This window comes from Cupriavidus sp. 05N38, assembly GCF_056397345.1.
Genome location: NZ_JBFTNF010000095.1, coordinates 1 through 20,303 on the forward strand (window position 1 = coordinate 1; position 20,303 = coordinate 20,303).

Here is a 20,303-nt window from a genome sequence, read left to right on the forward strand (position 1 = left end):
GCGGCGGCCGCCGGGGCCGGTGCGGCTGCTGCCGGCGTGGCGGCGGCCTGGCCGGCCGGTTCCAGCATGACCAGCACGGTGCCTTCGGCAACGTTGTCGCCGACCTTGATCTTGACTTCCTTGACGGTGCCGCCCTGCGGCGACGGCACGTCCATCGTGGCCTTGTCCGATTCCAGCGTCACCAGGGCGTCTTCCGCCTTGATGGTGTCGCCCGGTTTCACGTGCACTTCGATGACGGGAACGGCGTCGTAATCGCCGATATCCGGCACCTTGATTTCAATCGCTTGACTCATTCAGTGTCTCCTGGGCAGGACAACGGGCACGACAAGCACAAGCGGCGAGGTTACCCTCACCGCCCGAATCTGTCACGCCGCCACGCCGCAAGGCGCCGGATCGGGGTCCGGGCGCCGGCGGCGCGGTTGCCTTCCTGCGGGGGTTCGTGCGGTCAGCCGGCTTAGACCGACATCGGGTTCGGCTTGCTGGGGTCGAGGTTGTACTTCTTGATGGCTTCGGCCACCTTGTCGCGGCCGATCGCACCTTCGTCGGCCAGCGCCTTCAGTGCCGCCAGCGTCACCCAGTGACGGTCGACCTCGAAGAAGTGGCGCAGCTTTTCGCGGGTGTCCGAGCGGCCGAAGCCGTCGGTGCCCAGCACCACATAGCGGCGCTGCACGAACGGACGGATCTGTTCGGCGAACGCGCGGATGTAGTCGGTGGAGGCGATCACCGGGCCGCGCACGCCCTTGAGCTTCTGCGCGACGAACGACTCGCGCGGCGTCTCGGTCGGGTGCAGCAGGTTGAAGCGCTCGACGTCGTGGCCTTCGCGGGCCAGCTCGGTGAAGCTCGGGCAGCTCCACAGGTCCGATTCCACGCCCCAGTCCTTCTTGAGCAGATCGGCCGCGGCGATGACTTCGCGGAAGATCGTGCCCGAGCCCAGCAACTGCACGCGCGGCGCGTTGCTGTTTTCCACGCCCTTGCGGAACTGGTACATGCCCTTGACGATGTCCTTCTCCGAGCCGGCCGGCATTTCCGGGTGCTCGTAGTTCTCGTTCATCACCGTCAGGTAGTAGTACACGTCTTCCTGCTCGACGTACATGCGGCGCATGCCGTCCTGCATGACCACCGCCAGTTCGTACTGGAAGGTCGGGTCGTACGAGATGCAGTTCGGGATGACGGCGTGGAACACGTGCGAATGGCCGTCTTCGTGCTGCAGGCCTTCGCCGTTGAGCGTGGTGCGGCCCGAGGTGCCGCCCAGCAGGAAGCCGCGCGAGCGCATGTCCGCCGCCGCCCAGCACAGGTCGCCGATGCGCTGGATGCCGAACATCGAGTAGTAGATGTAGAACGGGATCATCTGCACGCCGTGCGTCGAGTACGACGTGGCGGCCGCGATCCAGTCGCACATGGCGCCGGCTTCGTTGATGCCTTCCTGCAGCACCTGGCCAGTCTGCGATTCCTTGTAGAACATCAGCTGGTCATGATCCTGCGGCACGTACTTCTGGCCTTCCTGGTTCCAGATGCCGACCTGGCGGAACAGCCCTTCCATGCCGAAGGTGCGCGACTCGTCGGGCACGATGGGCACCACGTGCTTGCCGATCTGCTTGTCCTTGAGCAGCGTGTTCAGGATCCGCACGAAGGCCATGGTGGTGGACACCTCGCGGCCCTCGCTGGTGGCCTTGAGCAGGGCATCGAAAGCCGACAGCTCGGGAATCTGCAAGGGCTCGGCCTTGAGGCGGCGGGCCGGCAGGTAGCCGCCGAGATCCATGCGGCGGGCGCGCATGTATTCCAGTTCCTTCGAGCCTTCTTCGAAGGTGAGGTAGGGCACGTCCTCGATCTTGTCGTCGGCGACCGGAATGTTGAACTGGTCGCGGAACGCGCGGATCGACTCCACCGGCATCTTCTTCTGCTGGTGAGCCACGTTCATGGCCTGGCCGGCATCGCCCATGCCATAGCCCTTGATGGTCTTGGCCAGGATCAGCGTCGGCTGGCCCTTGTGTTCGCTGGCTGCCTTGTAGGCGGCGTAGATCTTGTGCGGGTCATGGCCGCCGCGGTTCAGGCGCCAGATGTCGTCGTCGGACCAGTCGGCCACCATCGCCTTGAGTTCCGGCGTGTTGAAGAAGAACTCGCGCACGTAGGCGCCGTCCTTGGCCTTGAAGGTCTGGTACTCGCCGTCCACGCATTCCATCATGCGCTTCATCAGCAGGCCCTTGGTATCGCGCGCCAGCAGCGAATCCCAGCGGCTGCCCCACACCACCTTGATGACGTTCCAGCCCGAGCCGCGGAACTCGGATTCCAGTTCCTGGATGATCTTGCCGTTGCCGCGCACCGGGCCGTCCAGGCGCTGCAGGTTGCAGTTGATGACGAAGACCAGGTTGTCGAGCTTCTCGCGCCCGGCCATGCCGATCGCGCCGAGCGATTCCGGCTCGTCGGTCTCGCCGTCGCCCAGGAAGGCCCAGACCTTGCGGTCGCCGGCCTTGGCCAGGCCGCGGCTGTCCAGGTACTTCATGAATCGGGCCTGGTAGATGGCCATGATCGGGCCCAGACCCATCGACACGGTCGGGAACTGCCAGAAATCCGGCATCAGCCACGGGTGCGGGTAGGACGAGATGCCCTTGCCGTCGACTTCCTGGCGGAAATTATCGAGCTGGTCGGTGGTCAGGCGGCCGAGCAGGAAGGCGCGCGAATACACGCCCGGGGCCGAGTGGCCCTGCACGAAGACCAGGTCACCGCCGCTCTGCTCCGACGGCGCGCGCCAGAAATGGTTGTAGCCGACGTCATACAGCGTGGCCGCCGAGGCAAACGACGAGATGTGGCCGCCGACATTGGTGTGCTTGTTGGCGCGCAGCACCATCGCCATGGCGTTCCAGCGGGTGTACGAGCGGATGCGGTGCTCGACGTCCTGGTCGCCGGGAATGCGGGCCTGCTGCTCTACCGGGATGGTGTTGATGTACTGCGTTTCGGCGTGGAACGGCTGGGTAACGCCGTTCACGCGTGCGTATTCGATCTGCTTGTCGATCAGGAAGGCAGCGCGGTCGGTGCCTTCGGCGGCAATCACGCCTTGCAGGGCGTCGAGCCACTCATGGGTTTCCTGGGGGTCGGCGTCGTTGGCGCTGCTGGCGCCGAGGATCTGCTCTGGTACAGCTGACATGACTGTCTCCTGGTAAATGCGTGCCGCGGCGCTCCCGCATGGTTGTCGCGGAAACGCCGTCCTGACGGTATGACTACGGTACGGTGCCCGGGCTGCAAACACACCGCCTGGCGCTTTCGCCAGCGGCAGACACAGCCCCTCCGTCCGCACTTTTGGGTCGGTCCGATTTTATGGAAGCAGATTGGGCAAGACAAGCCAAATTTTCAAATTGCGATATTGTTTCTCATAATGCGGAATATTGCGGCGCCGCATCACAAATCGGCGCCGGCCCTTGCCGCTGAACGCTTCCGGCGCGGCTCCCCTTCGGCACCGATGACGCACTGCCGCATTGGCGCTTACCCCAAGCGACGCGGGGTAGCAATCCCGCTACACTGGCCGGTCAGTCGTCAATCCCGCCATGCCTTCCCTCAAAGATTTTCTGTCCCACCTGCGCGCCGCCGTCGTGCCGCCCTCCGCTTCCGGCACCGCCAAGCCAGGTGGCGGCGACCCGGCGCCGGCCGCCCCGCCGGCCCCGCTCACGCCCCTTGCACAGCTCGATTCGCTGGGCCACACGGACGAGTCGCCTGCCGTCAACGGGCCGCCGCGCGGCCTCTGGTGGCTGCGCTGGCGCAACCTGGTGGCAACCAGCTGGTTCATGTTCATTCCGCTGGTGGCCATCGTGCTGTTCACCGTGGCGATGGGCGTGATCCTGTGGTCGCTGCATGAAACCGAGCGCCAGCAACAGCGCGACGCGCTCTATCGCGATGCCGCCTGGGCCCAGCAGCGCGTGCGCCTGTCCTTGCTGAGCAACCAGGACCAGCTGGCGTCGCTGGCGCGCGACATTGCCGCCGCGCAGCTCGACCAGGGCGCCTATCGCACCGCCGCCCAGGAAATCCTGCGCGAGAACCCCGAGATCGTCTTCGTCAACTGGCTCGACGCCACCCACCGCGGACGCTGGTCGCTGCCCTCCACCTCGGAGTTCGCCAACCGGCTGCGCGAGACCCAGGACCAGCCGCTCGAACCCGAGGTGCTCGACACCTTCGACGCCGCCCGCGAAACCCAGCGCGTGGTGTACTCGCGCCCGCTGGTCAACGACCGCGGCGACAGCTTCATGTTGATGGAAGTGCCGATCGTGCGGGACAACGAGTTCCTCGGCACGCTGGGCGCGCTCTACTCGATCAACGGCATCCTGACCCACCTGCTGCCGCCGGAGTTGACCGAGCGCTACCGTTTTTCGCTGATCGACAAGAACAACCAGATCCGCGCCAGCACCTCGCTGCGGCCGGTGCCGGGCAATGCGCTGTCCTACGAGGTGCTGCTCGACCCGCCCGGGCATTCGCTGTCGCTGCGCGCCGACGCCTACCCGCCCGCCTCCAACCTGCCCAACAACATGCTGCTGTGGCTGGTGGTGGGACTGTCGTGCTTCCTGCTGTGGAGCCTGTGGAGCATGTGGCGGCACACCAGCCGCCGCTCCGAGGCGCAGCGTGCCCTGCTGGCCGAGACTTCGTTCCGGCGGGCGATGGAAAACTCCATGCTGATCGGGCTGCGCGCGCTCGACCTGAACGGCCGCATCACCTACGTCAACCCCGCCTTCTGCCGCATGACCGGCTGGCAGGATGCCGACCTGGTCGGCCGCGTGCCGCCCTTCCCCTACTGGCCGCCCAACGACCAGCCGGAGRTGCAGAAGCAGATCGACCTGACACTGCAAGGCAAGTCGCCGGCGGGCGGCTACGAGATGCGTGTCATGCGCCGCGACGGCAGCAGCTTCTATGCGCGCATGTATGTCTCGCCGCTGGTGGACGGCCGCGGCCGCCATACCGGCTGGATGAGCTCGATGACGGATATCACCGAGCCCAAGCGCGCCCGCGAGGAACTCGCCGCCGCGCACGACCGTTTCACCACGGTGCTGGAAAGCCTGGATGCGGCCGTGTCGGTGCTGGCCACGGACAAGCCCGAGCTGCTGTTCGCCAACCGCTATTACCGCCAGCTGTTCGGCTGGGAAGCCGAAGGCCATCTCAAGCTGGCCGGCGGCGAGGTCGACAAGGAACAGGTGTCGAGCGACGCCACTGACTTCATCGACGCCTATGCCGGGCTGCCCGCGTCCGAGCTGATGCCCTACTCGTCGGACGCGCGCGAGGTCTTCGTGCCCGACATGCAGAAGTGGTTCGAGGTGCGCCGCCGCTATATCCAGTGGGTGGACGGCCACCTGGCGCAGATGCAGATCGCCACCGACATCACCGTGCGCAAGGCCGCCGAGGAAATGGCGCGCCAGCACGAAGAGCGGATCCAGTTCACCAGCCGCCTGACCACCATGGGCGAGATGGCGTCGTCGCTGGCGCACGAGCTCAACCAGCCGCTGGCGGCCATCAACAACTACTGCATGGGCGCCGTGGCCAGGCTGCGCTCGGGCCGCAGCACGCCCGAGGACCTCATCCCGATCCTGGAGAAGACCTCTGCGCAGGCAGTGCGCGCCGGTACCATCATCAGCCGCATCCGCGGCTTCGTGAAACGCAGCCAGCCCCAGCGGCGCGAGGCGGCCCTGCACGATATCGTGGCCGATGCGGTGGGCCTGGCCGACCTGGAAGCCACCCGGCGCCGCGTGACCATCCTCACGCGCCTGCCGGCGCCGCCGATGTTGCTGTTCGTCGATCCGGTGCTGATCGAGCAGGTGCTGGTCAACCTACTCAAGAACGCCGTCGAGGCCATGGCCGGCCTGCCCGCCATGCGCTCGACCGGCGTGGTGCGCCTGCATGCGCGCGTGGAACCCGGCGAGTTCGGCAACAATATGCGCATCGACGTGATCGACCAGGGCCCCGGCGTGGACGAGGCCACCAAGGAACGCCTGTTTGAACCATTCTTCAGCACCAAGTCCGACGGCATGGGCATGGGCCTGAATATCTGCCGCTCCATCATCGAATACCACCAGGGAAGGCTATGGGTGGAGAACAATGTCGACGGCATCGGCTGCACCTTCAAGATCATGCTGCCGCTGCAACCGGCGCTGATCGACCAGTAGGCTGCGCGCGACACGACCCGAGCCAGGCGGCCCTCGCCGGGGGGTAACCCCCGCGGGCCCCTGTCGCTAGCCGGCCGGGGCGGTTACACTTGGCGACAAATGACTTTGTTGTCCCAGGAGACTTCATGAACGTGACGCCAAACCCTACCTCCCACCGCGGCGAGACCGTCTTYATCGTCGACGACGATGAAGCSATGCGCGACTCGCTGACCTGGCTGCTGGAGGGCAATGGCTACCAGGTTCGCAGCTTTACCAGCGCCGAGCAGTTTCTCTCCGCCTACGACGCCGGCCAGGTTTCGTGCCTGATCCTGGACGTGCGGATGCCGGGCATGAGCGGGCCCGAGCTGCAGGAGCGCATGATCGCGGAGAACATCAATATCCCGATCGTCTTCATCACCGGCCACGGCGACGTGCCGATGGCGGTCTCTACGATGAAGAAGGGCGCGATCGATTTCATCGAGAAGCCGTTCGACGAGTCCGAACTGCGCTCGCTGGTCGAACGCATGCTGCAGAAGGCGCGCACCGACCATTCCGCCGCGCGCGAGCAGCGCGCCGCCAAGGACCTGCTGGGCAAGCTCACCACGCGCGAGCAACAGGTGCTCGAGCGCATCGTCGCAGGCCGCCTGAACAAGCAGATCGCCGACGACCTGGGCATTTCCATCAAGACCGTGGAGGCGCACCGCGCCAACATCATGGAAAAGCTCAACGTCAACACCGTGGCCGACCTGCTGCGCCTGGCCCTGTCGAAGAACAGCTGAGCGCAAGCGGCATGCGCCCGTAGCGCGGTCCCGCCCGGGGGCCCGCTACATGGCCATATGGCCAGATGGCCATATGGCCATCTGGCCACCTTGCCTTCCCCGCGCGGGGAGGCGCACTGTGGCCCTGATACCCCTCCCGCTCACGCCTCCGGGTCCCGGAGATACTCCTCGTCGCGAAAGGTCACGACCCATTGCGGCTTGTAGACCACGAACACCGCGACCAGCATGCCGGTCAGGAAGGCCTCGCCAAACGCCAGGATCAGCACCGCCGTCAGCGTGTCCGACAGCGTCAGCACGCCGTCGCCCATGCTGAGGCTGCGCCATGCGGCCTGCGCCGCCCCGGCGCCCAGCGCGGCCAGCCCGGCCGCGAAGTAGCCATGACCGAGAATGAAGACAAAGGGGTGGCGTGGCAGCAGCTGGCGCATGGCGCCCTGCAGCGCCGCTGAAATCAGCGCCGGCAGCAAACCCATCCACGCATAGCGGGGCCACAAGGATGGCCAGTCGATGCCGCTCCAGGTCTCCCCTGCCAGGTAGCCGAGGCCCAGCAGCGATACCAGATCCGCCACCAACAGCGACAGCAGCGCCAGCGGCAGCCCGAACAGCGTCACCATCAGCGTGGCGCCAGACAGCTGGAATGCCAGCGCGCCCGGCAGCGCCACCCTGGCCGTCCACAGCAGCGTCACGAACAGCAGCGCACCCAGCCAGCCGTGCTGCAGTTCGTCGCGCCGGAGCAGTTGCCAGGGCCGGCGCCATAGCGCCCAGGCCAGCCCGGCAAGGCTGAGCGCCGCCAGCAAGGCTTGCGCGCCCTGCCCGCCGGGCGCGAGGAAATAGGTCAGTGCGTGCATGCAGGGATGCTACCAGTGCCCCTGGCGGCATCGCCCCCGGTTGCGTCAACCTTTATAATTCCGCTTTATCCCTTCTTCCCACCTTCCCCTCCGATCCCATGCCAGCCCAACTCATCGACGGCAACGCCCTTGCCAAGCAACTCCGCGCGGAAGCCGCCCAGCGCGCCGCCCGCCTTACCGAGCGCGGCCACCGGCCGGGCCTGGCCGTGGTCCTGGTCGGCGATGACCAGGCCAGCCAGGTCTACGTGCGCAACAAGGTGAAGGCCTGCGACGACAACGGCTTCCACTCCTCGCTGGACCGCTATCCGGCCGACCTGAGCGAAGCCGACCTGCTGGCGCGCATCGACGCCCTCAATCGCGACCCGAACATCCACGGCATCCTGGTGCAACTGCCCCTGCCCAAGCATATCGACAGCCACAAAGTGCTCGAAGCGATTGCCCCGGAGAAGGACGTGGATGGCTTCCACGTAGCCAATGCCGGCGCCCTGATGACGGGCGCCCCCCTGTTCCGCCCCTGCACGCCGTACGGCTGCATGAAGATGCTGGAATCGGTGCAGTTCCCGTTGCGCGGTGCCCGCGCCGTGGTGGTGGGCGCCTCCAATATCGTCGGCAAGCCGATGGCGATGCTGCTGCTCCAGGCCGGCGCCACGGTCACCATCTGCAACAGCAAGACGCGCGACCTGGCCGCCCATACCCGCGACGCCGACGTGATCGTGGCCGCGGTGGGACGCCGGAACATCATCACCGCCGACATGGTCAAGCCCGGCGCGGCCGTGATCGACGTGGGCATGAACCGCGACGACAATGGCAAGCTGTGCGGCGACGTGGACTTCGCCGGCGTCAAGGAAGTGGCCGGCTATATCACGCCGGTGCCCGGCGGCGTGGGCCCGATGACCATCACCATGCTGCTCATCAACACGCTGGAAGCCGCAGAGCGAGCCGCCGGCTGAGGCCGCCCGCCGCCATCGCGGCACTGGAAAACCTGCCACCCCGCCCCAATGTGCGGGGTATTGCCTTTATGGGCTCTGCCAAGAGAGACGTCATGGACCAAGCCGCCAACGCTAACGCCGCCAATCCGCTGCTGGATTTCACCGACCTGCCCCGTTTCTCCGATATCCGCCCCGAGCATATCGGGCCGGCGCTGGACGTGCTGCTGGCCACCGCGCAGGCCGCCGTCGAGCGTGCCGAGGCGCCCGCCACCGAAGCCACCTGGGCCAATGCCGTGGAAGCGCTCGAGACCGCCACCGAGCCGCTCGGCCGCGCGTGGGGCGTGGTCGGGCACCTGAGCGCGGTCGCGGACACGCCCGCGTTGCGCCAGGCGCACGCCGATAACCTGCCGCGCATGACCGAGTTCTGGTCCTCGCTGGGGCAGAGCCTGGCGCTGTACGAGAAATACAAGGCCCTCGCCGCCAGCCCCGAATTCGCCACCATGAGCGCGGCGCGCCGCCAGCTCATGGAGAATGAACTGCGCGGCTTCCGCCTGGGAGGCGCCGAACTGCCCGAAGACAAGAAACCGCGCTTCGCCGCCATCCAGGAACAGCAGGCCCAGCTGTCCAAGGCCTTCTCGGATCACGTGCTCGACGCGACCAACGGCTATGCGCTGGTGATCGAGGACGAAAGCCGGCTGGGCGGCCTGCCCGCGGACGCGCTGGAAGCCGCGCGCGGCGCGGCCGAGAAGGACGGCAAGGCGGGCTGGAAGTTCACCCTGCACTTCCCTTCCTATTTCCCGGTGCTGCAGTACGCCGACGACCGTACGCTGCGCCAGACCATGTACGAAGCCAGCGTCACGCGCGCGTCGGAGCTGGCCGGACAATACGGCCAGGGCAAGTCCGAATGGGACAACACCGCCAATATGCGCGAGCAGCTGGCGCTGCGCCGCGAGGAGGCCCTCCTGCTCGGCTATGGCTCCTACGGCGAAGTTTCGCTGGTGCCCAAGATGGCGGAATCGCCGGCGGAGGTGCTGCGCTTCCTGGACGAGCTGGCTGCCCGTGCCCGCCCGTTCGCCGAGCAGGACTGGGCCGAACTCAAGGCCTTTGCCGCCAGCGAGCTGGGCCTGGCCGAACTGGCGCCGTGGGACGTGGCCTACGCTTCGGAAAAGCTGCGCGAACAGCGCTACGCGTTCTCCGAGCAGGAGGTCAAGCAATACTTCCCGGAGCCCCAGGTGCTCAAGGGGCTGTTCGGCGTGGTGGAAAAGCTGTTCTCGGTCAGCATCGAAGCCGACCAGGCCCAGACCTGGCACCAGGACGTGCGCTTTTTCCGCGTGGTATCGCCCGGTGGCAACCTGCTGGCGCAGTTCTATATCGACCTCTATGCCCGCGAAGGCAAGCGCGGCGGCGCCTGGATGGACGACGCGCGCGGGCGCAAGCTGCTCGCTGACGGCCGCGTGCAGACGCCGGTGGCCTACCTGACCTGCAATTTCTCCGCGCCGGTGGGCGGCAAGCCCGCGCTGTTCACGCACGACGAAGTCATCACGCTGTTCCACGAGTTCGGCCACGGCCTGCACCATATGCTTACCCAGGTGGGCGAACTGGGCGTGTCGGGCATCAACGGCGTGGAATGGGATGCGGTGGAGCTGCCGTCGCAGTTCATGGAGAACTTCTGCTGGGAATACGAAGTGCTGGCCGGCATGACCGCGCATGCCGACAGCGGCGAGCCGCTGCCGCGCGCGCTGTTCGAGCGCATGCTGGCCGCCAAGAATTTCCAAAACGGCATGATGACGCTGCGCCAGATCGTGTTCTCCTCGTTCGACATGCATCTGCATACCGACTTCGACCCCGCCGGCGAGAAGTCCGTGCTGGCGCTGTCGCGCGAGATCAACGACCGCGCCCACGTGGTGCCGCAGCATCCGCTGTCGCGCTGGCCGAACACCTTCAGCCATATTTTCGCGGGCGGCTACGCGGCCGGCTACTACAGCTACAAGTGGGCGGAAGTGCTGTCGGCCGATGTGTACGCGGCCTTCGAGGATGCCGCCAAGCTGTCGGGCTCCGTGCTGGACGCCGAAACCGGCGAGCGCTACCGCCGCGAGATCCTGTCGGTGGGCGGCAGCCGCCCGGCGATGGAGTCCTTCACCGCGTTCCGCGGCCGCGCGCCGCAGATCGATGCGCTGCTGCGCCATGGCGGCATGGCACTGGCGTGAGCCCCGCGGCACTGGCCCGGGCCCGCGCATAGCGCAGCCGGCCAGGAACACGGGGGAGCGGACGGGCGGCTCGGTGCGCGCCGTCCCGCCGTTTCTCCTTGTCCGCCGTTTCTCCTTGCCCGGCGTCGCCCGCGCGCGGCTTTGCCGGCAGGGACCTTGTCCTCGCATGGAGAGGCATGTCCGGCACCCGCAATCAAAAAGCCGCAAGGTGACGGCCCAGACCACTCCGAATTGGCTAGACAGGCCCAGTCAAGTAAGATGCGGGCCATGAGCTACCTGCCGCCTGCCGCCGCCTACGCGCACATCAAGAACTACCTCAAGGAGGGCCTCAGCGCCGGACGCTGGCCGCCAGGCACCCTGATGCCGTCGGAGTCCGAGCTGGTGACCCAGTTCAGCGTCAGCCGCATGACCGCCAACCGCGCCGTGCGCGAGCTGCAGGCCGAGGGACTGGTCGAGCGCGTGCAGGGCGTCGGCACCTTTGCCACCCAGCCCTATCGCGCGTCCTCCACGCTGACGATCCGCGATCTCCATGACGAAATCACCGAGCGTGGCCACAAGCATCGCTCCGAGGTGCACCTGGCGCGGGCCGAAACGGTAAGCGACACCCTTGCCCCGCGCATGGGCCTGCCGGCCGGCAGCAAGGTCTTCCACACGCTCATCGTCCACAGCGAGAACGGCGTGCCGCTGCTGTGCGAAGACCGCTACGTCAACCCTGCCCGTGCGCCGGACTATCTCGGCGTGGACTTCACCAGGACCACGCCGACCAACTACCTGCTGACGGTGGCGCCGCTGTGGGAGGCGCAGTATTCCATCGAAGCGCAACTGCCCACCGCGGAAGAAGCGCAACTGCTCGGCATCAAGCCCGGCGAGCCCTGCCTGGTCGTGGTACGCCGCACCGAGAGCCAGGGCTCGCCGATCACGCTGGCGCGCCTGGTGCATCCGGGCTCGCGCTATACCATAGAGGGTTCGTTCAAGCCCTGAAGATGGCCACGCGCATTTGCCCTGGCCGCCTACGAACCTCCACCAAAGGGATACCCAGCTTTCATGAGAATCGCAACCTGCAATCTTCATTAGCGACTCCGGACGATTCTCAGTGGCTCAGCTTTCCGCCGAAAACTAGGGCTCATCAAGGGTTTTAGGCGCACACAGTCTCACTGCGCATCGTATTGGCGCGTCTTTTTTGGGTAGCTGGTTGGGTAGCTAGAATCGCTATAATGCGCTGGCTACCCAACGAGGATCCCATGCCCCGTATCACCTACGCCCTTGACGATATCCAACTCCGCCGCTGGGTCGCGGCCGGCGAACCCGTTGCCAAGGCGGATGGCGACGGGCTGACGTTCACCCTATCTGGCGCAGGGACTGCCGCCTGGGTTCTGCGGTACCGCATTCCCGGCGGCCGGCGCAAGGAACTCACCCTCGGCAACTACCCAGACCTATCGCTCGCGGCGGCGCGCAAAGCTGCTCGCGCGCACCGCGTTGCCATCGACAACGGGATGGACCCAGCAGCCGAGAAACGCCAGGAAAAGGCCAAGACCGCCGCCGCCTGGTCGGTCCGCACCCTCGTGCAGGACTTCCGAGAAAAGCGCCTCTCCCAGGATGTTGGGCACCCACTTGCGGAGGGCACCGTCTACTACCGGAACTGGGATCTCGACAACGTGGTGCTGCCAAAACTGGGCAGCATGGAGGTGCGGAAAGTAACCCCGACCGACATCGTCGCGGCCATTGAGGGTGCCAACCGATCTTGGACCGTCAGCAAGCGGATCTTGACCACACTGTCGCAGGTATTCGACCACGCTTGCGGGCGCCGCATCATCGTCGCGAACCCGTGTGCTGGCGTCAAGCTGACCGCCTTGATGGGTCCGCGGCCCCCGGTGCGCAAGCGGCTAATGCTCACGGCGGAGGAGCTGACGTCTATCCTGCCGGGGATCGACGAGACCATCGGGCGGGAGAATGGGCTGTCGCTGCGAATCCTGCTGGCCACCTGCGTGCGCACGAACGAACTGGTGAAGACGCTGAAGGACGATGTCGACCTGGACCGCCGCGCCTGGTTCGTGCGGGATGAAACGGTCAAGACGCGCCGCGGCTTCCTCGTCCCGCTGACACCCATCGTCACCGAATGGTTTGAAGAGCTGATCGCCCTCTCCGGTGGCTCGCAGTGGCTGCTGCCGGCACGCCGGGCCGACCGTGTCGCGCGGCATGGCGACACGCACATCGGCAATAGCACGCTATGGGCGGCCATCGACCGCGCGTTCGAGCGCGGGGGGCTGAAGATCCGCCGGTTCACGCCCCACGACACCCGCAGCACGGCCAAGGGCCACATGATGAACATGGGGATCGCGAAGGAGATCACCGAGCTGGCGCTCAACCACGCGCTGAAGGGGATGGAGGCCATCTACGACGTTCGCGAGGAGATCCCGGAGCGACGCGCAGCGCTGGAGAGGTGGTCGGAATTCATCGCGGCATGCGCGGAAGGGACAGTGGCAGACGTCGTGCAACTGCCCTCGGCACGAACGCGCGCGGCCTGATTCGGGCGCTGCGGGCCGGCCGCACCATACTGTATATCCATACAGTTAACTCAACTATCCGCGCTTGGCTTCGGACGACTTTTACACTGTATATCCATACAGTGTTTTCGGAGTGCGCCCATGTTCACCTGCGATCCCGGTACCGTCTACCTATACAGCCACTCCCACGGAGCGGCGCGTTTGGCCGTTCGCTGCCTCCACCTGGCCATCGAGGATCCGCTGCTCACCGCTGACACCTGGAATCCTGAGGTTGAGGCCGCTGCCCAGGCCGCGAGCGCGACGATCACCCTGACGGGAGTCGATACCGCGGCGATCGTGACGCTGCCCTGGAGCCTTGACCGCCTGGCGGTCAACTACCAGGGCGCTTCACTGAGCTTCCAGCTCGCCAACAGCATCCAGTTCACCGGCCCCCGCTCGATCCGCCTGCGCACCCGCGGCGAGCGCCACTATGCCACCCCGCAGGAGATGGCATGTTCCCTGTGACCTACGACGCGGCATCGATCTTCCTGGAAACCCACTTCCTGCCCGGCGATACGGCCGAGTTGCGCCTCGACTGCGAAGGCGTCACCGTAACGGCCAGCGCGGTGACCGTGCACGGCATCGAAACGCGCCACATTGAGAAGATGTGGTGGACGGCCGACTACCTGTCGTTCGAGCAGGACGGCCAGCAACACCGGATCAAGGTGGGCCGGCCGGCAGTGAAGCCGCCGCTGCGCGCGTACTTTCCACGCACCTGAGGCTCGTCATGGGTAACAGCAAACTCTCCGCTGGCTGCCAGATCCACGAGCCCGACAGTGCCGAGCCTGCCGGGCCGTCGGAAAATGGCATCCTCGCCCGGGTTCCGGGCAACTACATCTCCGATGCTGGCAAGCAGCTGCCACCACCCAGCTATGACGGTCCCACCGAGGGCGAGACGGTAATCCTCGGCGGACAGGCGGGCCTCGTGCGCATCTTCTTCAGGCGCATGATCGCGCGCCGCGGCAAGCACTCGCACTGCTTCTGGGCTGCCTACCGGGCCGAGCCAGTCGACGGCGCCGAGTGAGATACTAGGAGCCCAAGCCCACGGGAGCCCACCCATGTGCAACAACTACGCCCCGGTGCAGCGCCAGCTGCTGCGTGACGTGTATGGCGTCGAGCCGCTTGCGCTCGACTATCCCGCGGAGACCTGGCCGGACTATGCCGCGCCGATCATCGTGGGCAACAGCGACGGCGCGCGCCAGGCGCTGATGGGCACGTTCGRCATGGTGCCAAAGTCGCGGATACCATCGGGCGTGGCCAAGTTCGACACAACCAATGCGCGATCGGAGACGGTCGGCGAGAAGCGCTCGTTCTCGGGGCCGTGGAAGAAAGGACAGGTCTGCCTGGTGCCGGCCACCAGCTTCTTCGAGCCGAACTACGAGTCAGGGCCCAAGTCCGTGCGCTGGCGCATCTGGCTGAAAGGCGAGCCCGAGTTTGCGATCGCCGGCCTGTGGCGCGACTGGGTCGAAGAAGGCGGCAGCCAGCTGTTCAGCTTCACCATGCTGACCATCAATTCGGAAAAGCACCCACTGATGAACCGCTTCCACGCCCCGGGCAAGGAAAAACGAATGATCGTGATCGTGCCGCGGGCGGAGTGGGATGACTGGCTGACCTGTCGGGATCCCGAACGCGCGCGCAGATTCATGCGCCCCTACCCGCCGGAGTTGATGGCAGCCGAGCCGGCGCCGCGCGAACCGCGGGCGAAAACCATCGCGTAGAGCGCCCCAAGTGTCACCACGGCGCGCATGTGCAGCGCGCGTTTTCGTCACCTCCCCGTATCCAGGCGGCTCTCAGCATCCTCCCCCTTTCGCGAAAGCGCCCCCGAGCATCCATTTGCTAACGCAATCCGCGAAGGTAGGCCGGTGCCCGACATCGGAGTCCGCATAGCACAACTAGAACGAACGCATGACCAAGGGCATGAGGTGACCAAATGTCAATCGCGACTGTCAGCGTAGTGCTAACCGAAGAGTCACATTGGGCGGTAGAGTCCAGTGATAACGATGGGGTCCGCATCAAATACGCCTCTCGCGGAGAGGCGATCTCCGCCGGCTTGCAGATGGCAATAGACAAGCGGGCCGTCCTGAAGATCCACGCGAGGAGGATTAGTCCTGAATCGGCTCTATGACAAAGCCCTCGCGCTCAAGCTGGGGGGCAAGCGCGCGGGCAGTGGTCAGCGTGTCCGTGTGATGGCTTCAAGGACAGCGCCGCCCTTGGGCGTGATGCAGGGTCGGCGCCCTGAAGCGATTTCCCCCAGGTAGATAAGCTGGTGCTCGCGGAGCGCTTCCAAATCCGCGCGATCCAGTCCAGTGTGATCCAGGGCGCCTTGGACTAGCATGAGTGTCGCTACTTCATGGGGGCTCAGCATGCTTGCCTCTTATATTTTTGAACGGCAGCGGGGAACGTAGATTGCAACCATTGATCGAGACCGGTCTCCCGCTCTGCCGCCTAGGTTGCAACTTATGAGATCGTTGACCGCCAGGCGCCAATGCATTCAACACACTCCATTCCGGATCTTCAAGCTCTTTCCTGCTTATTAAGGGAAACCCCTCGGCTTGACCGGTGGGCGCGGGCATTTTTTCGTATTGTCATGTAGTGGGACTACGCAGCTCCTCGTCATGACGGGCAGCGGTGTGCCGACTAACCCATTTGCCTGATGGACGCAATCCAATACTTCTGCCACAGTGCTTTCCCGACTCCCTTGAGGGCACCATCCATGACCGTTGACTGGTTCCTGATTGACGCGCCTCGCGTCGTGCCGGACGAATTTTCCGCCTGGGAGGTGGCCGAGAGCCATTGGACAGAGCTGTTTTACCGGCTGCTCGACGCGAAGGCGGGCAGCCTCGCAGAACGTGAGCTAGAACACCAGGTAATGGCGGCCAAGCGGGAAGCCGATCGCCTTGAGCGGGTCGCCCGCGCGATTTGGGCGCGCGAGCAATGTCAAGGGCGGATGAGTGGGAGCGCCTAGGAGGCGATCTCCATCCAGCAGGAATATGCTTGCGAGAGTTGAAAGTACGCGTCTTCAGGGCCATTTACGCTACAGGCTTATTTCCCCCAGCGCGCCGCTGGCGCCCGGAATCACTATGATCGAAGTTCTTGCAGCCCCCCAACCGCCTGCCAAGGCCGTCTTCCAGCGGCTATGCGGGGTGGTAGACCAAGCCTGTCAGCAGCACTGCGCCCGATCTGCCGTCCTCGCCGCGCAGGCGCAGGGATTGAGCGGTGGTCGGCTGCCCGATGCAGGGGCGGAGCAGTACGCGTACACCGATGCAGACGGCAACCGTGTTCGTCTCCAGCTCCACCCTATGGACAGGCCCGGAGGGGCCGGCCTGTTGACACAATTGATCCTGACCCTCACCCCCGCCGACGGACTCACTCGCACCCATCTCCGACAATGCGAAGATCAGCCGACGGCATGATGCCCCGGCCTTAAGGCGCGCGCAGACACGGAGCGGAGGCATTCAACCAAACGGCCAATAGCAACGCTTCGTACGCTCCACTACCCTCCTATCTGCATTACTTTGATGGACGGCCCCGCCGCTGCCATTCCCGCTCTTCCCGATTCAAGCAGCGGCGGTTTTTTTGTTCGAGTGAATCACCAACCACTTCATCGACGCTGAGCCCTCACCTCGTTCCCCCAGGTCTGTCAGCCGCGTCCGTGGACTTACGATGCCTGGCAGCCCATGCTCCCGGCGCCCACCAAGTCCCGCATAACCCCGTCCTGCCACGCGTCATAATCGGCCGTGGCCGGCGCGTGAGGCACCACACAAAACGCAGCCAGCGCACTATCAAGCGCAGGCAGCTTGCTTGGCTGCGTCGAAGGTGTCGGCGAGCTTTCGCACCCGGAATCATCAGGGCGGCAATCCTCAGGCAAAGGCTTCGCATTCTTCAGTACCTTCTGGATGGCGTCGGGCCGCCTGCGCTCCACTATCCCGCGGAGACCTGGCCGGACTATGCCGGGGACGCGCCTGCGCGGTAGGACGATTCCCGACGGCGCGTTCGGCCGCCCTGGCCTAGGATTAAGAAGTCTCTTCAGGAGAAACTGAGATGCATAAGGACTTTGTAGTCTGTGCCAACCGTGCCGGTTGGGTGCTAAAGGTATGTGGCGCAGTCACCGCCATCCTCGAATTTGAAAGTCGAGACGAAGCGATGAGCTTCGGAAACGCCATAGCAGTCAGGAAGGGGGTCGACTTAGTGCTCGAGGAACAGAGTTCGTCACTGCCGTTGGCGGCATAGCCGGAGTCCCATCCTGGGAGGTCGTCGTGACACATAGGGGAAATTTCCACGTCATCCCTCATGGCAAAGGTTGGGACGTTAGGCAGGAGGGTGCCGTGCGGGCACGATTCCACTATGAGACCCTGGAAGATGCGATCAAGGCTGGGAGCGCACTTGCCGAGCGCGAAAAGGTCGAGTTGCTGGTGCACGACAGTGAAGGCCAAATTCGCTCTCGTAGTGATCTTGGCAACTGATCACCCCCGTCGCTAGGCCACCAGGATTAAGTGCGGAGACAGACATCCGCAGTGCTGGTACCGCTCGTATGCTGAAATCCCCAAGGGCCAGTTCCTTTAACCCGCCCATCCCCGTCGATCCACCGGCATCGACAGGGCGCTTTTCTTTTCAAAGCTGATCAGGAGCCTGCGCCGATTTCCCGACCCTGCCGCCGGGGTTGAAAGTCCCTTCAATGCGGGTATAGAGTCCCTTCAACTCAAAGGCTACTACCAACCCTACGGGACCTCTCCTATGCTTGAGGCACGCGTGTGGCGAGGGGGCATCATCCCCCGATCACACGCAGTGCCGCGACTTTCCTCCCCTCGGTCGCGGCACTTTCTATTTATCGCGAAACGCAAGGTGGCACTGCAGAAACTGGTGACCGGGGGAGGCTCTATCACGACAATGGGCCTGTCACCTTGGCCGTAGCCTGTGGGCCGTCGTCGTATGGCGCCCGCCGCGCCGCAGGCCTACAACGAAGGCATGCGCCCACCGGGAGACCACCATGCAGTCGCGCCAGCCTGCCCCTACCCTAGCAGACCTATCACCGATGCTGCTCACCGACCGGCAGGCGGTACCGAGCACTGGCGAATGGCACTGGGAGATCAAGTACGAAGGCTACCGTCTTCTGGCCACCACCGGCACGCCGACGCTGCAGACGCGCGGTGGCTCGGACGCGACACGCTGGTTTCCGGAGATCGCCGAGGCGCTGTGCAAGTTGCCACCCGGCAACGTCGTGGACGGTGAGGTGTGCGTCCTGAACGACCTTGGCATCAGCGACTTCGACCGCCTGCACCGGCGCGCGGCACGCCGCCGCTGGCACGTGGGCGCCGACCTGGTGGCCTACTGCGTCTTCGATCTGCTCGTGGCCGGCGACCGGGACTTCCGCGCGCAGCCGATCGAGAAGCGTAAGATCGCGCTGCACCGACTTCTCGGCGACAAAGGGCGCCCTTAGGCGCCCCCGGCGGCGGTCAATGACTGTTCCGTCCGGGCCTTCACCCCAGCCACCTCCAGCGCGCGCTTACAGTGTATCAAGGGCGCCTCAGCGCGCCTTCCCTCATAGGCAGGGATTAATGCGTCGTCAGCGAGTCGTAGGCCCGCTCGCAGGCTTGGCCGGCAATGCCGGCGACGTCAGCGTACCCAGCCAGGATTCCCGCGCGCTGGTCAGCCCGGCTGAGCACGTCGGCAAGCGTTCCGATAGGGCCACCTAGCGCAGCTTCATGCGACCCGCCCGAGCTCATGGATGCCGATCCGGCGCCACGCGAGCTACGGGCGAAGGCTGCCGAGTAGAGGTCCCGCACGGAACCCGATGGCCGCCTAGCACCGTGCTATGGTTGCGCCATCACAATGACCAACAACGGAATGCGGATGAAGCGAATCCTCGCTGTAGCGCTGATGGCCATGTCCGGTATGGCCTGGGCCACCCTGCAGATGGCGGAGGTCGTGATTATCGACGGCGAGCCGACCGCGCTGCTCGCCGAGCCACTCGCTCCACTGCTCGATCGACCGGAGGTCGCGAGCGGCCTACGCAGTCAGGTGGGTACCAGCCTATGCACCGCTAGCTGGCGCGGCTATCAGGGAACCTGGGAGATCCGGGACGATGCCTTGTATCTGGTTAAGCTCAACACTTCGCCCTGTCACGACCCCAGGGAGGTGCCGATCGGCACCGTCATTCCTGATGCAGCGGCACCTTTGAAGGCTACCTGGTTCTCTGGCGACCTCACGATTCCCATGACCACGAGGCGCAGGAATTGGCATCTGGAAGAAGGGTTCCTGCTTGAGCGCTACGAATTGCTCACGATTGCCGAGGGTGTGGTGAAGGAACGCAGGACCATTGAGCGGACAAGAGGAGTGCAGGGCAGCGCTCAAAAAGCTGTTGACCGATCCGCCGGAAAGCCTGCTGTACCTATTCAGCGGTGAGGATTGGAAGTGGCTCTATGACAACGCCCTCGCGCTCAAGCTGGAGGGCATCGTAGGGAAGCGCGCGGGCAGCGGCTACGCCTGCGGCAAGCGGAACCCGGACCGGATCCAATGTAAAGCGGTCGGACCGGCACGGTACCGTACCGACAGRCTGTWGGCGCCSCCTTAYAGTTGCGGCAGACKTGGTCCCCCASTTCGRAGGATGTGCCTTCCAMGCGAAGGCCGGCCGCACCGCATCCACTACCGAACTGCGGAGGGACCCGTCGCAAACAGCCTGTTTGGAGGGAGTATGCAAGCCCAGAATCAGAGTGTGGTCCTCTATTCCGACGCGGCGGRTGGTTGGTACTTCGCAGAGATTGACGGGATAGCCGTCTATCGCTTCGGCCCCTTCGAGTCACGCAAGATTGTCGAAGACCTCGTGCCGGTTCTTTTCCCCGAAGCTCCGGTGTTGGCATTGCTGGATCCACTGACCTCAGCCGATG

Annotated in this window: 22 protein-coding genes; 17 read left to right on the forward strand and 5 right to left on the reverse strand. The window is 65.2% G+C overall.

Going from position 1 to position 20,303, the window contains the following annotated elements; all coding sequences use genetic code 11:
• Together AC1DK4_RS37415 and aceE are read right to left on the reverse strand one after the other, a co-directional pair.
• Positions 1-293 (reverse strand): biotin/lipoyl-containing protein (locus AC1DK4_RS37415; RefSeq protein WP_477132147.1); only part of this gene is annotated, 293 nt, incomplete at its 3' end.
• Between the two features lie 161 nt (positions 294-454).
• Entirely contained in the window at positions 455-3,142 is a 2,688-nt protein-coding gene (gene aceE / locus AC1DK4_RS37420) for a pyruvate dehydrogenase (acetyl-transferring), homodimeric type (protein WP_441616125.1), read from the reverse strand.
• A 397-nt stretch (positions 3,143-3,539) separates the two neighbouring features.
• Between aceE and AC1DK4_RS37425 the strand changes: the two genes are divergently transcribed.
• Together AC1DK4_RS37425 and AC1DK4_RS37430 are read left to right on the forward strand one after the other, a co-directional pair.
• Positions 3,540-6,137, forward strand: a complete 2,598-nt coding sequence (locus tag AC1DK4_RS37425) for a PAS domain S-box protein (protein WP_477132148.1) — start codon at positions 3,540-3,542, stop codon at positions 6,135-6,137.
• 125 nt (positions 6,138-6,262) lie between these two features.
• Positions 6,263-6,895 (forward strand): response regulator transcription factor, encoded by a 633-nt coding sequence (locus AC1DK4_RS37430; protein WP_441616129.1) that lies wholly within the window; start codon positions 6,263-6,265, stop codon positions 6,893-6,895.
• A 140-nt stretch (positions 6,896-7,035) separates the two neighbouring features.
• On the opposite strand, the gene AC1DK4_RS37435 is transcribed toward AC1DK4_RS37430, so the two are convergent.
• The gene (locus tag AC1DK4_RS37435) at positions 7,036-7,740 is read right to left on the reverse strand and encodes a hypothetical protein (RefSeq protein ID WP_441616131.1); all 705 of its coding nucleotides are present in this window, start codon (positions 7,738-7,740) and stop codon (positions 7,036-7,038) included.
• 98 nt (positions 7,741-7,838) lie between these two features.
• Between AC1DK4_RS37435 and folD the strand changes: the two genes are divergently transcribed.
• The 9 genes from folD to AC1DK4_RS37480 all read left to right on the forward strand — a co-directional run bounded on the left by folD (position 7,839) and on the right by AC1DK4_RS37480 (position 15,544).
• Positions 7,839-8,690 carry a bifunctional methylenetetrahydrofolate dehydrogenase/methenyltetrahydrofolate cyclohydrolase FolD gene (folD, locus tag AC1DK4_RS37440; protein WP_441616133.1) on the forward strand — a complete coding sequence of 284 codons (852 nt, stop codon included), beginning with the start codon at positions 7,839-7,841 and terminating at the stop codon, positions 8,688-8,690.
• Between the two features lie 92 nt (positions 8,691-8,782).
• Positions 8,783-10,876 carry a M3 family metallopeptidase gene (locus tag AC1DK4_RS37445; RefSeq protein ID WP_441616135.1) on the forward strand — a complete coding sequence of 698 codons (2,094 nt, stop codon included), beginning with the start codon at positions 8,783-8,785 and terminating at the stop codon, positions 10,874-10,876.
• Positions 10,877-11,143: 267 nt separating this feature from the next.
• Complete coding sequence (gene hutC, locus AC1DK4_RS37450) at positions 11,144-11,857, forward strand: histidine utilization repressor (protein WP_441616136.1); 714 nt, start codon at positions 11,144-11,146, stop codon at positions 11,855-11,857.
• Between the two features lie 260 nt (positions 11,858-12,117).
• Positions 12,118-13,401 (forward strand): tyrosine-type recombinase/integrase, encoded by a 1,284-nt coding sequence (locus tag AC1DK4_RS37455; protein WP_441616138.1) that lies wholly within the window; start codon positions 12,118-12,120, stop codon positions 13,399-13,401.
• A 120-nt stretch (positions 13,402-13,521) separates the two neighbouring features.
• Entirely contained in the window at positions 13,522-13,884 is a 363-nt protein-coding gene (locus AC1DK4_RS37460; RefSeq protein WP_441616140.1) for a hypothetical protein, read from the forward strand.
• Positions 13,872-14,138, forward strand: coding sequence for a hypothetical protein (locus tag AC1DK4_RS37465; RefSeq protein WP_441616142.1), 267 nt, complete (start codon positions 13,872-13,874; stop codon positions 14,136-14,138). The genes AC1DK4_RS37460 and AC1DK4_RS37465 overlap by 13 nt, the downstream gene beginning before the upstream one ends.
• Before the next feature lie 8 nt (positions 14,139-14,146).
• Positions 14,147-14,443 (forward strand): hypothetical protein, encoded by a 297-nt coding sequence (locus AC1DK4_RS37470; RefSeq protein WP_441616144.1) that lies wholly within the window; start codon positions 14,147-14,149, stop codon positions 14,441-14,443.
• 34 nt (positions 14,444-14,477) lie between these two features.
• Positions 14,478-15,137 carry an SOS response-associated peptidase gene (locus AC1DK4_RS37475; RefSeq protein ID WP_477132149.1) on the forward strand — a complete coding sequence of 220 codons (660 nt, stop codon included), beginning with the start codon at positions 14,478-14,480 and terminating at the stop codon, positions 15,135-15,137.
• 212 nt (positions 15,138-15,349) lie between these two features.
• Entirely contained in the window at positions 15,350-15,544 is a 195-nt protein-coding gene (locus tag AC1DK4_RS37480; protein ID WP_441616148.1) for a DUF2188 domain-containing protein, read from the forward strand.
• Between the two features lie 45 nt (positions 15,545-15,589).
• Here the strand turns inward: AC1DK4_RS37480 and AC1DK4_RS37485 are convergent, their stop codons facing one another.
• Positions 15,590-15,784 carry a hypothetical protein gene (locus AC1DK4_RS37485; RefSeq protein ID WP_441616150.1) on the reverse strand — a complete coding sequence of 65 codons (195 nt, stop codon included), beginning with the start codon at positions 15,782-15,784 and terminating at the stop codon, positions 15,590-15,592.
• A gap of 348 nt (positions 15,785-16,132) precedes the next feature.
• Here AC1DK4_RS37485 and AC1DK4_RS37490 point away from each other — a divergent pair, with 348 nt between their 5' ends.
• The 4 genes from AC1DK4_RS37490 (at position 16,133) to AC1DK4_RS37505 (ending at position 18,856) form a co-directional block, all read left to right on the forward strand.
• A complete protein-coding gene (locus tag AC1DK4_RS37490) occupies positions 16,133-16,384 on the forward strand; it encodes a hypothetical protein (RefSeq protein ID WP_441616152.1) in 252 nt (83 codons plus the stop codon).
• 1,076 nt (positions 16,385-17,460) lie between these two features.
• The gene (locus tag AC1DK4_RS37495) at positions 17,461-17,649 is read left to right on the forward strand and encodes a DUF2188 domain-containing protein (protein ID WP_441616154.1); all 189 of its coding nucleotides are present in this window, start codon (positions 17,461-17,463) and stop codon (positions 17,647-17,649) included.
• A 26-nt stretch (positions 17,650-17,675) separates the two neighbouring features.
• The gene (locus AC1DK4_RS37500; protein WP_441616156.1) at positions 17,676-17,882 is read left to right on the forward strand and encodes a DUF2188 domain-containing protein; all 207 of its coding nucleotides are present in this window, start codon (positions 17,676-17,678) and stop codon (positions 17,880-17,882) included.
• Positions 17,883-18,451: 569 nt separating this feature from the next.
• A complete protein-coding gene (locus tag AC1DK4_RS37505) occupies positions 18,452-18,856 on the forward strand; it encodes an ATP-dependent DNA ligase (protein WP_441616158.1) in 405 nt (134 codons plus the stop codon).
• A 115-nt stretch (positions 18,857-18,971) separates the two neighbouring features.
• Here the strand turns inward: AC1DK4_RS37505 and AC1DK4_RS37510 are convergent, their stop codons facing one another.
• On the reverse strand, positions 18,972-19,142 hold the full coding sequence (locus AC1DK4_RS37510) for a DUF2514 family protein (RefSeq protein WP_441616160.1): 171 nt from the start codon (positions 19,140-19,142) through the stop codon (positions 18,972-18,974).
• A 127-nt stretch (positions 19,143-19,269) separates the two neighbouring features.
• Between AC1DK4_RS37510 and AC1DK4_RS37515 the strand changes: the two genes are divergently transcribed.
• Together AC1DK4_RS37515 and AC1DK4_RS37520 are read left to right on the forward strand one after the other, a co-directional pair.
• Positions 19,270-19,821 (forward strand): hypothetical protein, encoded by a 552-nt coding sequence (locus AC1DK4_RS37515; RefSeq protein WP_441616162.1) that lies wholly within the window; start codon positions 19,270-19,272, stop codon positions 19,819-19,821.
• A gap of 289 nt (positions 19,822-20,110) precedes the next feature.
• Positions 20,111-20,303, forward strand: a 193-nt coding sequence (locus AC1DK4_RS37520) for a hypothetical protein (protein WP_477132150.1), incomplete at its 3' end; no start/stop codon positions are given.

Bases quoted from the DNA above. Each gene is read 5' to 3' on its own strand.
- aceE (WP_441616125.1), bottom strand. From the start codon at position 3,142: ATGTCAGCTGTACCAGAGCAGATCCTCGGCGCCAGCAGCGCCAACGAC.
- AC1DK4_RS37435 (WP_441616131.1), bottom strand. From the start codon at position 7,740: ATGCACGCACTGACCTATTTCCTCGCGCCCGGCGGGCAGGGCGCGCAA.
- folD (WP_441616133.1), top strand. From the start codon at position 7,839: ATGCCAGCCCAACTCATCGACGGCAACGCCCTTGCCAAGCAACTCCGC.
- AC1DK4_RS37445 (WP_441616135.1), top strand. From the start codon at position 8,783: ATGGACCAAGCCGCCAACGCTAACGCCGCCAATCCGCTGCTGGATTTC.
- hutC (WP_441616136.1), top strand. From the start codon at position 11,144: ATGAGCTACCTGCCGCCTGCCGCCGCCTACGCGCACATCAAGAACTAC.
- AC1DK4_RS37455 (WP_441616138.1), top strand. From the start codon at position 12,118: ATGCCCCGTATCACCTACGCCCTTGACGATATCCAACTCCGCCGCTGG.
- AC1DK4_RS37460 (WP_441616140.1), top strand. From the start codon at position 13,522: ATGTTCACCTGCGATCCCGGTACCGTCTACCTATACAGCCACTCCCAC.
- AC1DK4_RS37465 (WP_441616142.1), top strand. From the start codon at position 13,872: ATGTTCCCTGTGACCTACGACGCGGCATCGATCTTCCTGGAAACCCAC.
- AC1DK4_RS37470 (WP_441616144.1), top strand. From the start codon at position 14,147: ATGGGTAACAGCAAACTCTCCGCTGGCTGCCAGATCCACGAGCCCGAC.
- AC1DK4_RS37480 (WP_441616148.1), top strand. From the start codon at position 15,350: ATGTCAATCGCGACTGTCAGCGTAGTGCTAACCGAAGAGTCACATTGG.
- AC1DK4_RS37485 (WP_441616150.1), bottom strand. From the start codon at position 15,784: ATGCTGAGCCCCCATGAAGTAGCGACACTCATGCTAGTCCAAGGCGCC.
- AC1DK4_RS37490 (WP_441616152.1), top strand. From the start codon at position 16,133: ATGACCGTTGACTGGTTCCTGATTGACGCGCCTCGCGTCGTGCCGGAC.
- AC1DK4_RS37495 (WP_441616154.1), top strand. From the start codon at position 17,461: ATGCATAAGGACTTTGTAGTCTGTGCCAACCGTGCCGGTTGGGTGCTA.
- AC1DK4_RS37505 (WP_441616158.1), top strand. From the start codon at position 18,452: ATGCTGCTCACCGACCGGCAGGCGGTACCGAGCACTGGCGAATGGCAC.
- AC1DK4_RS37510 (WP_441616160.1), bottom strand. From the start codon at position 19,142: ATGAGCTCGGGCGGGTCGCATGAAGCTGCGCTAGGTGGCCCTATCGGA.
- AC1DK4_RS37515 (WP_441616162.1), top strand. From the start codon at position 19,270: ATGAAGCGAATCCTCGCTGTAGCGCTGATGGCCATGTCCGGTATGGCC.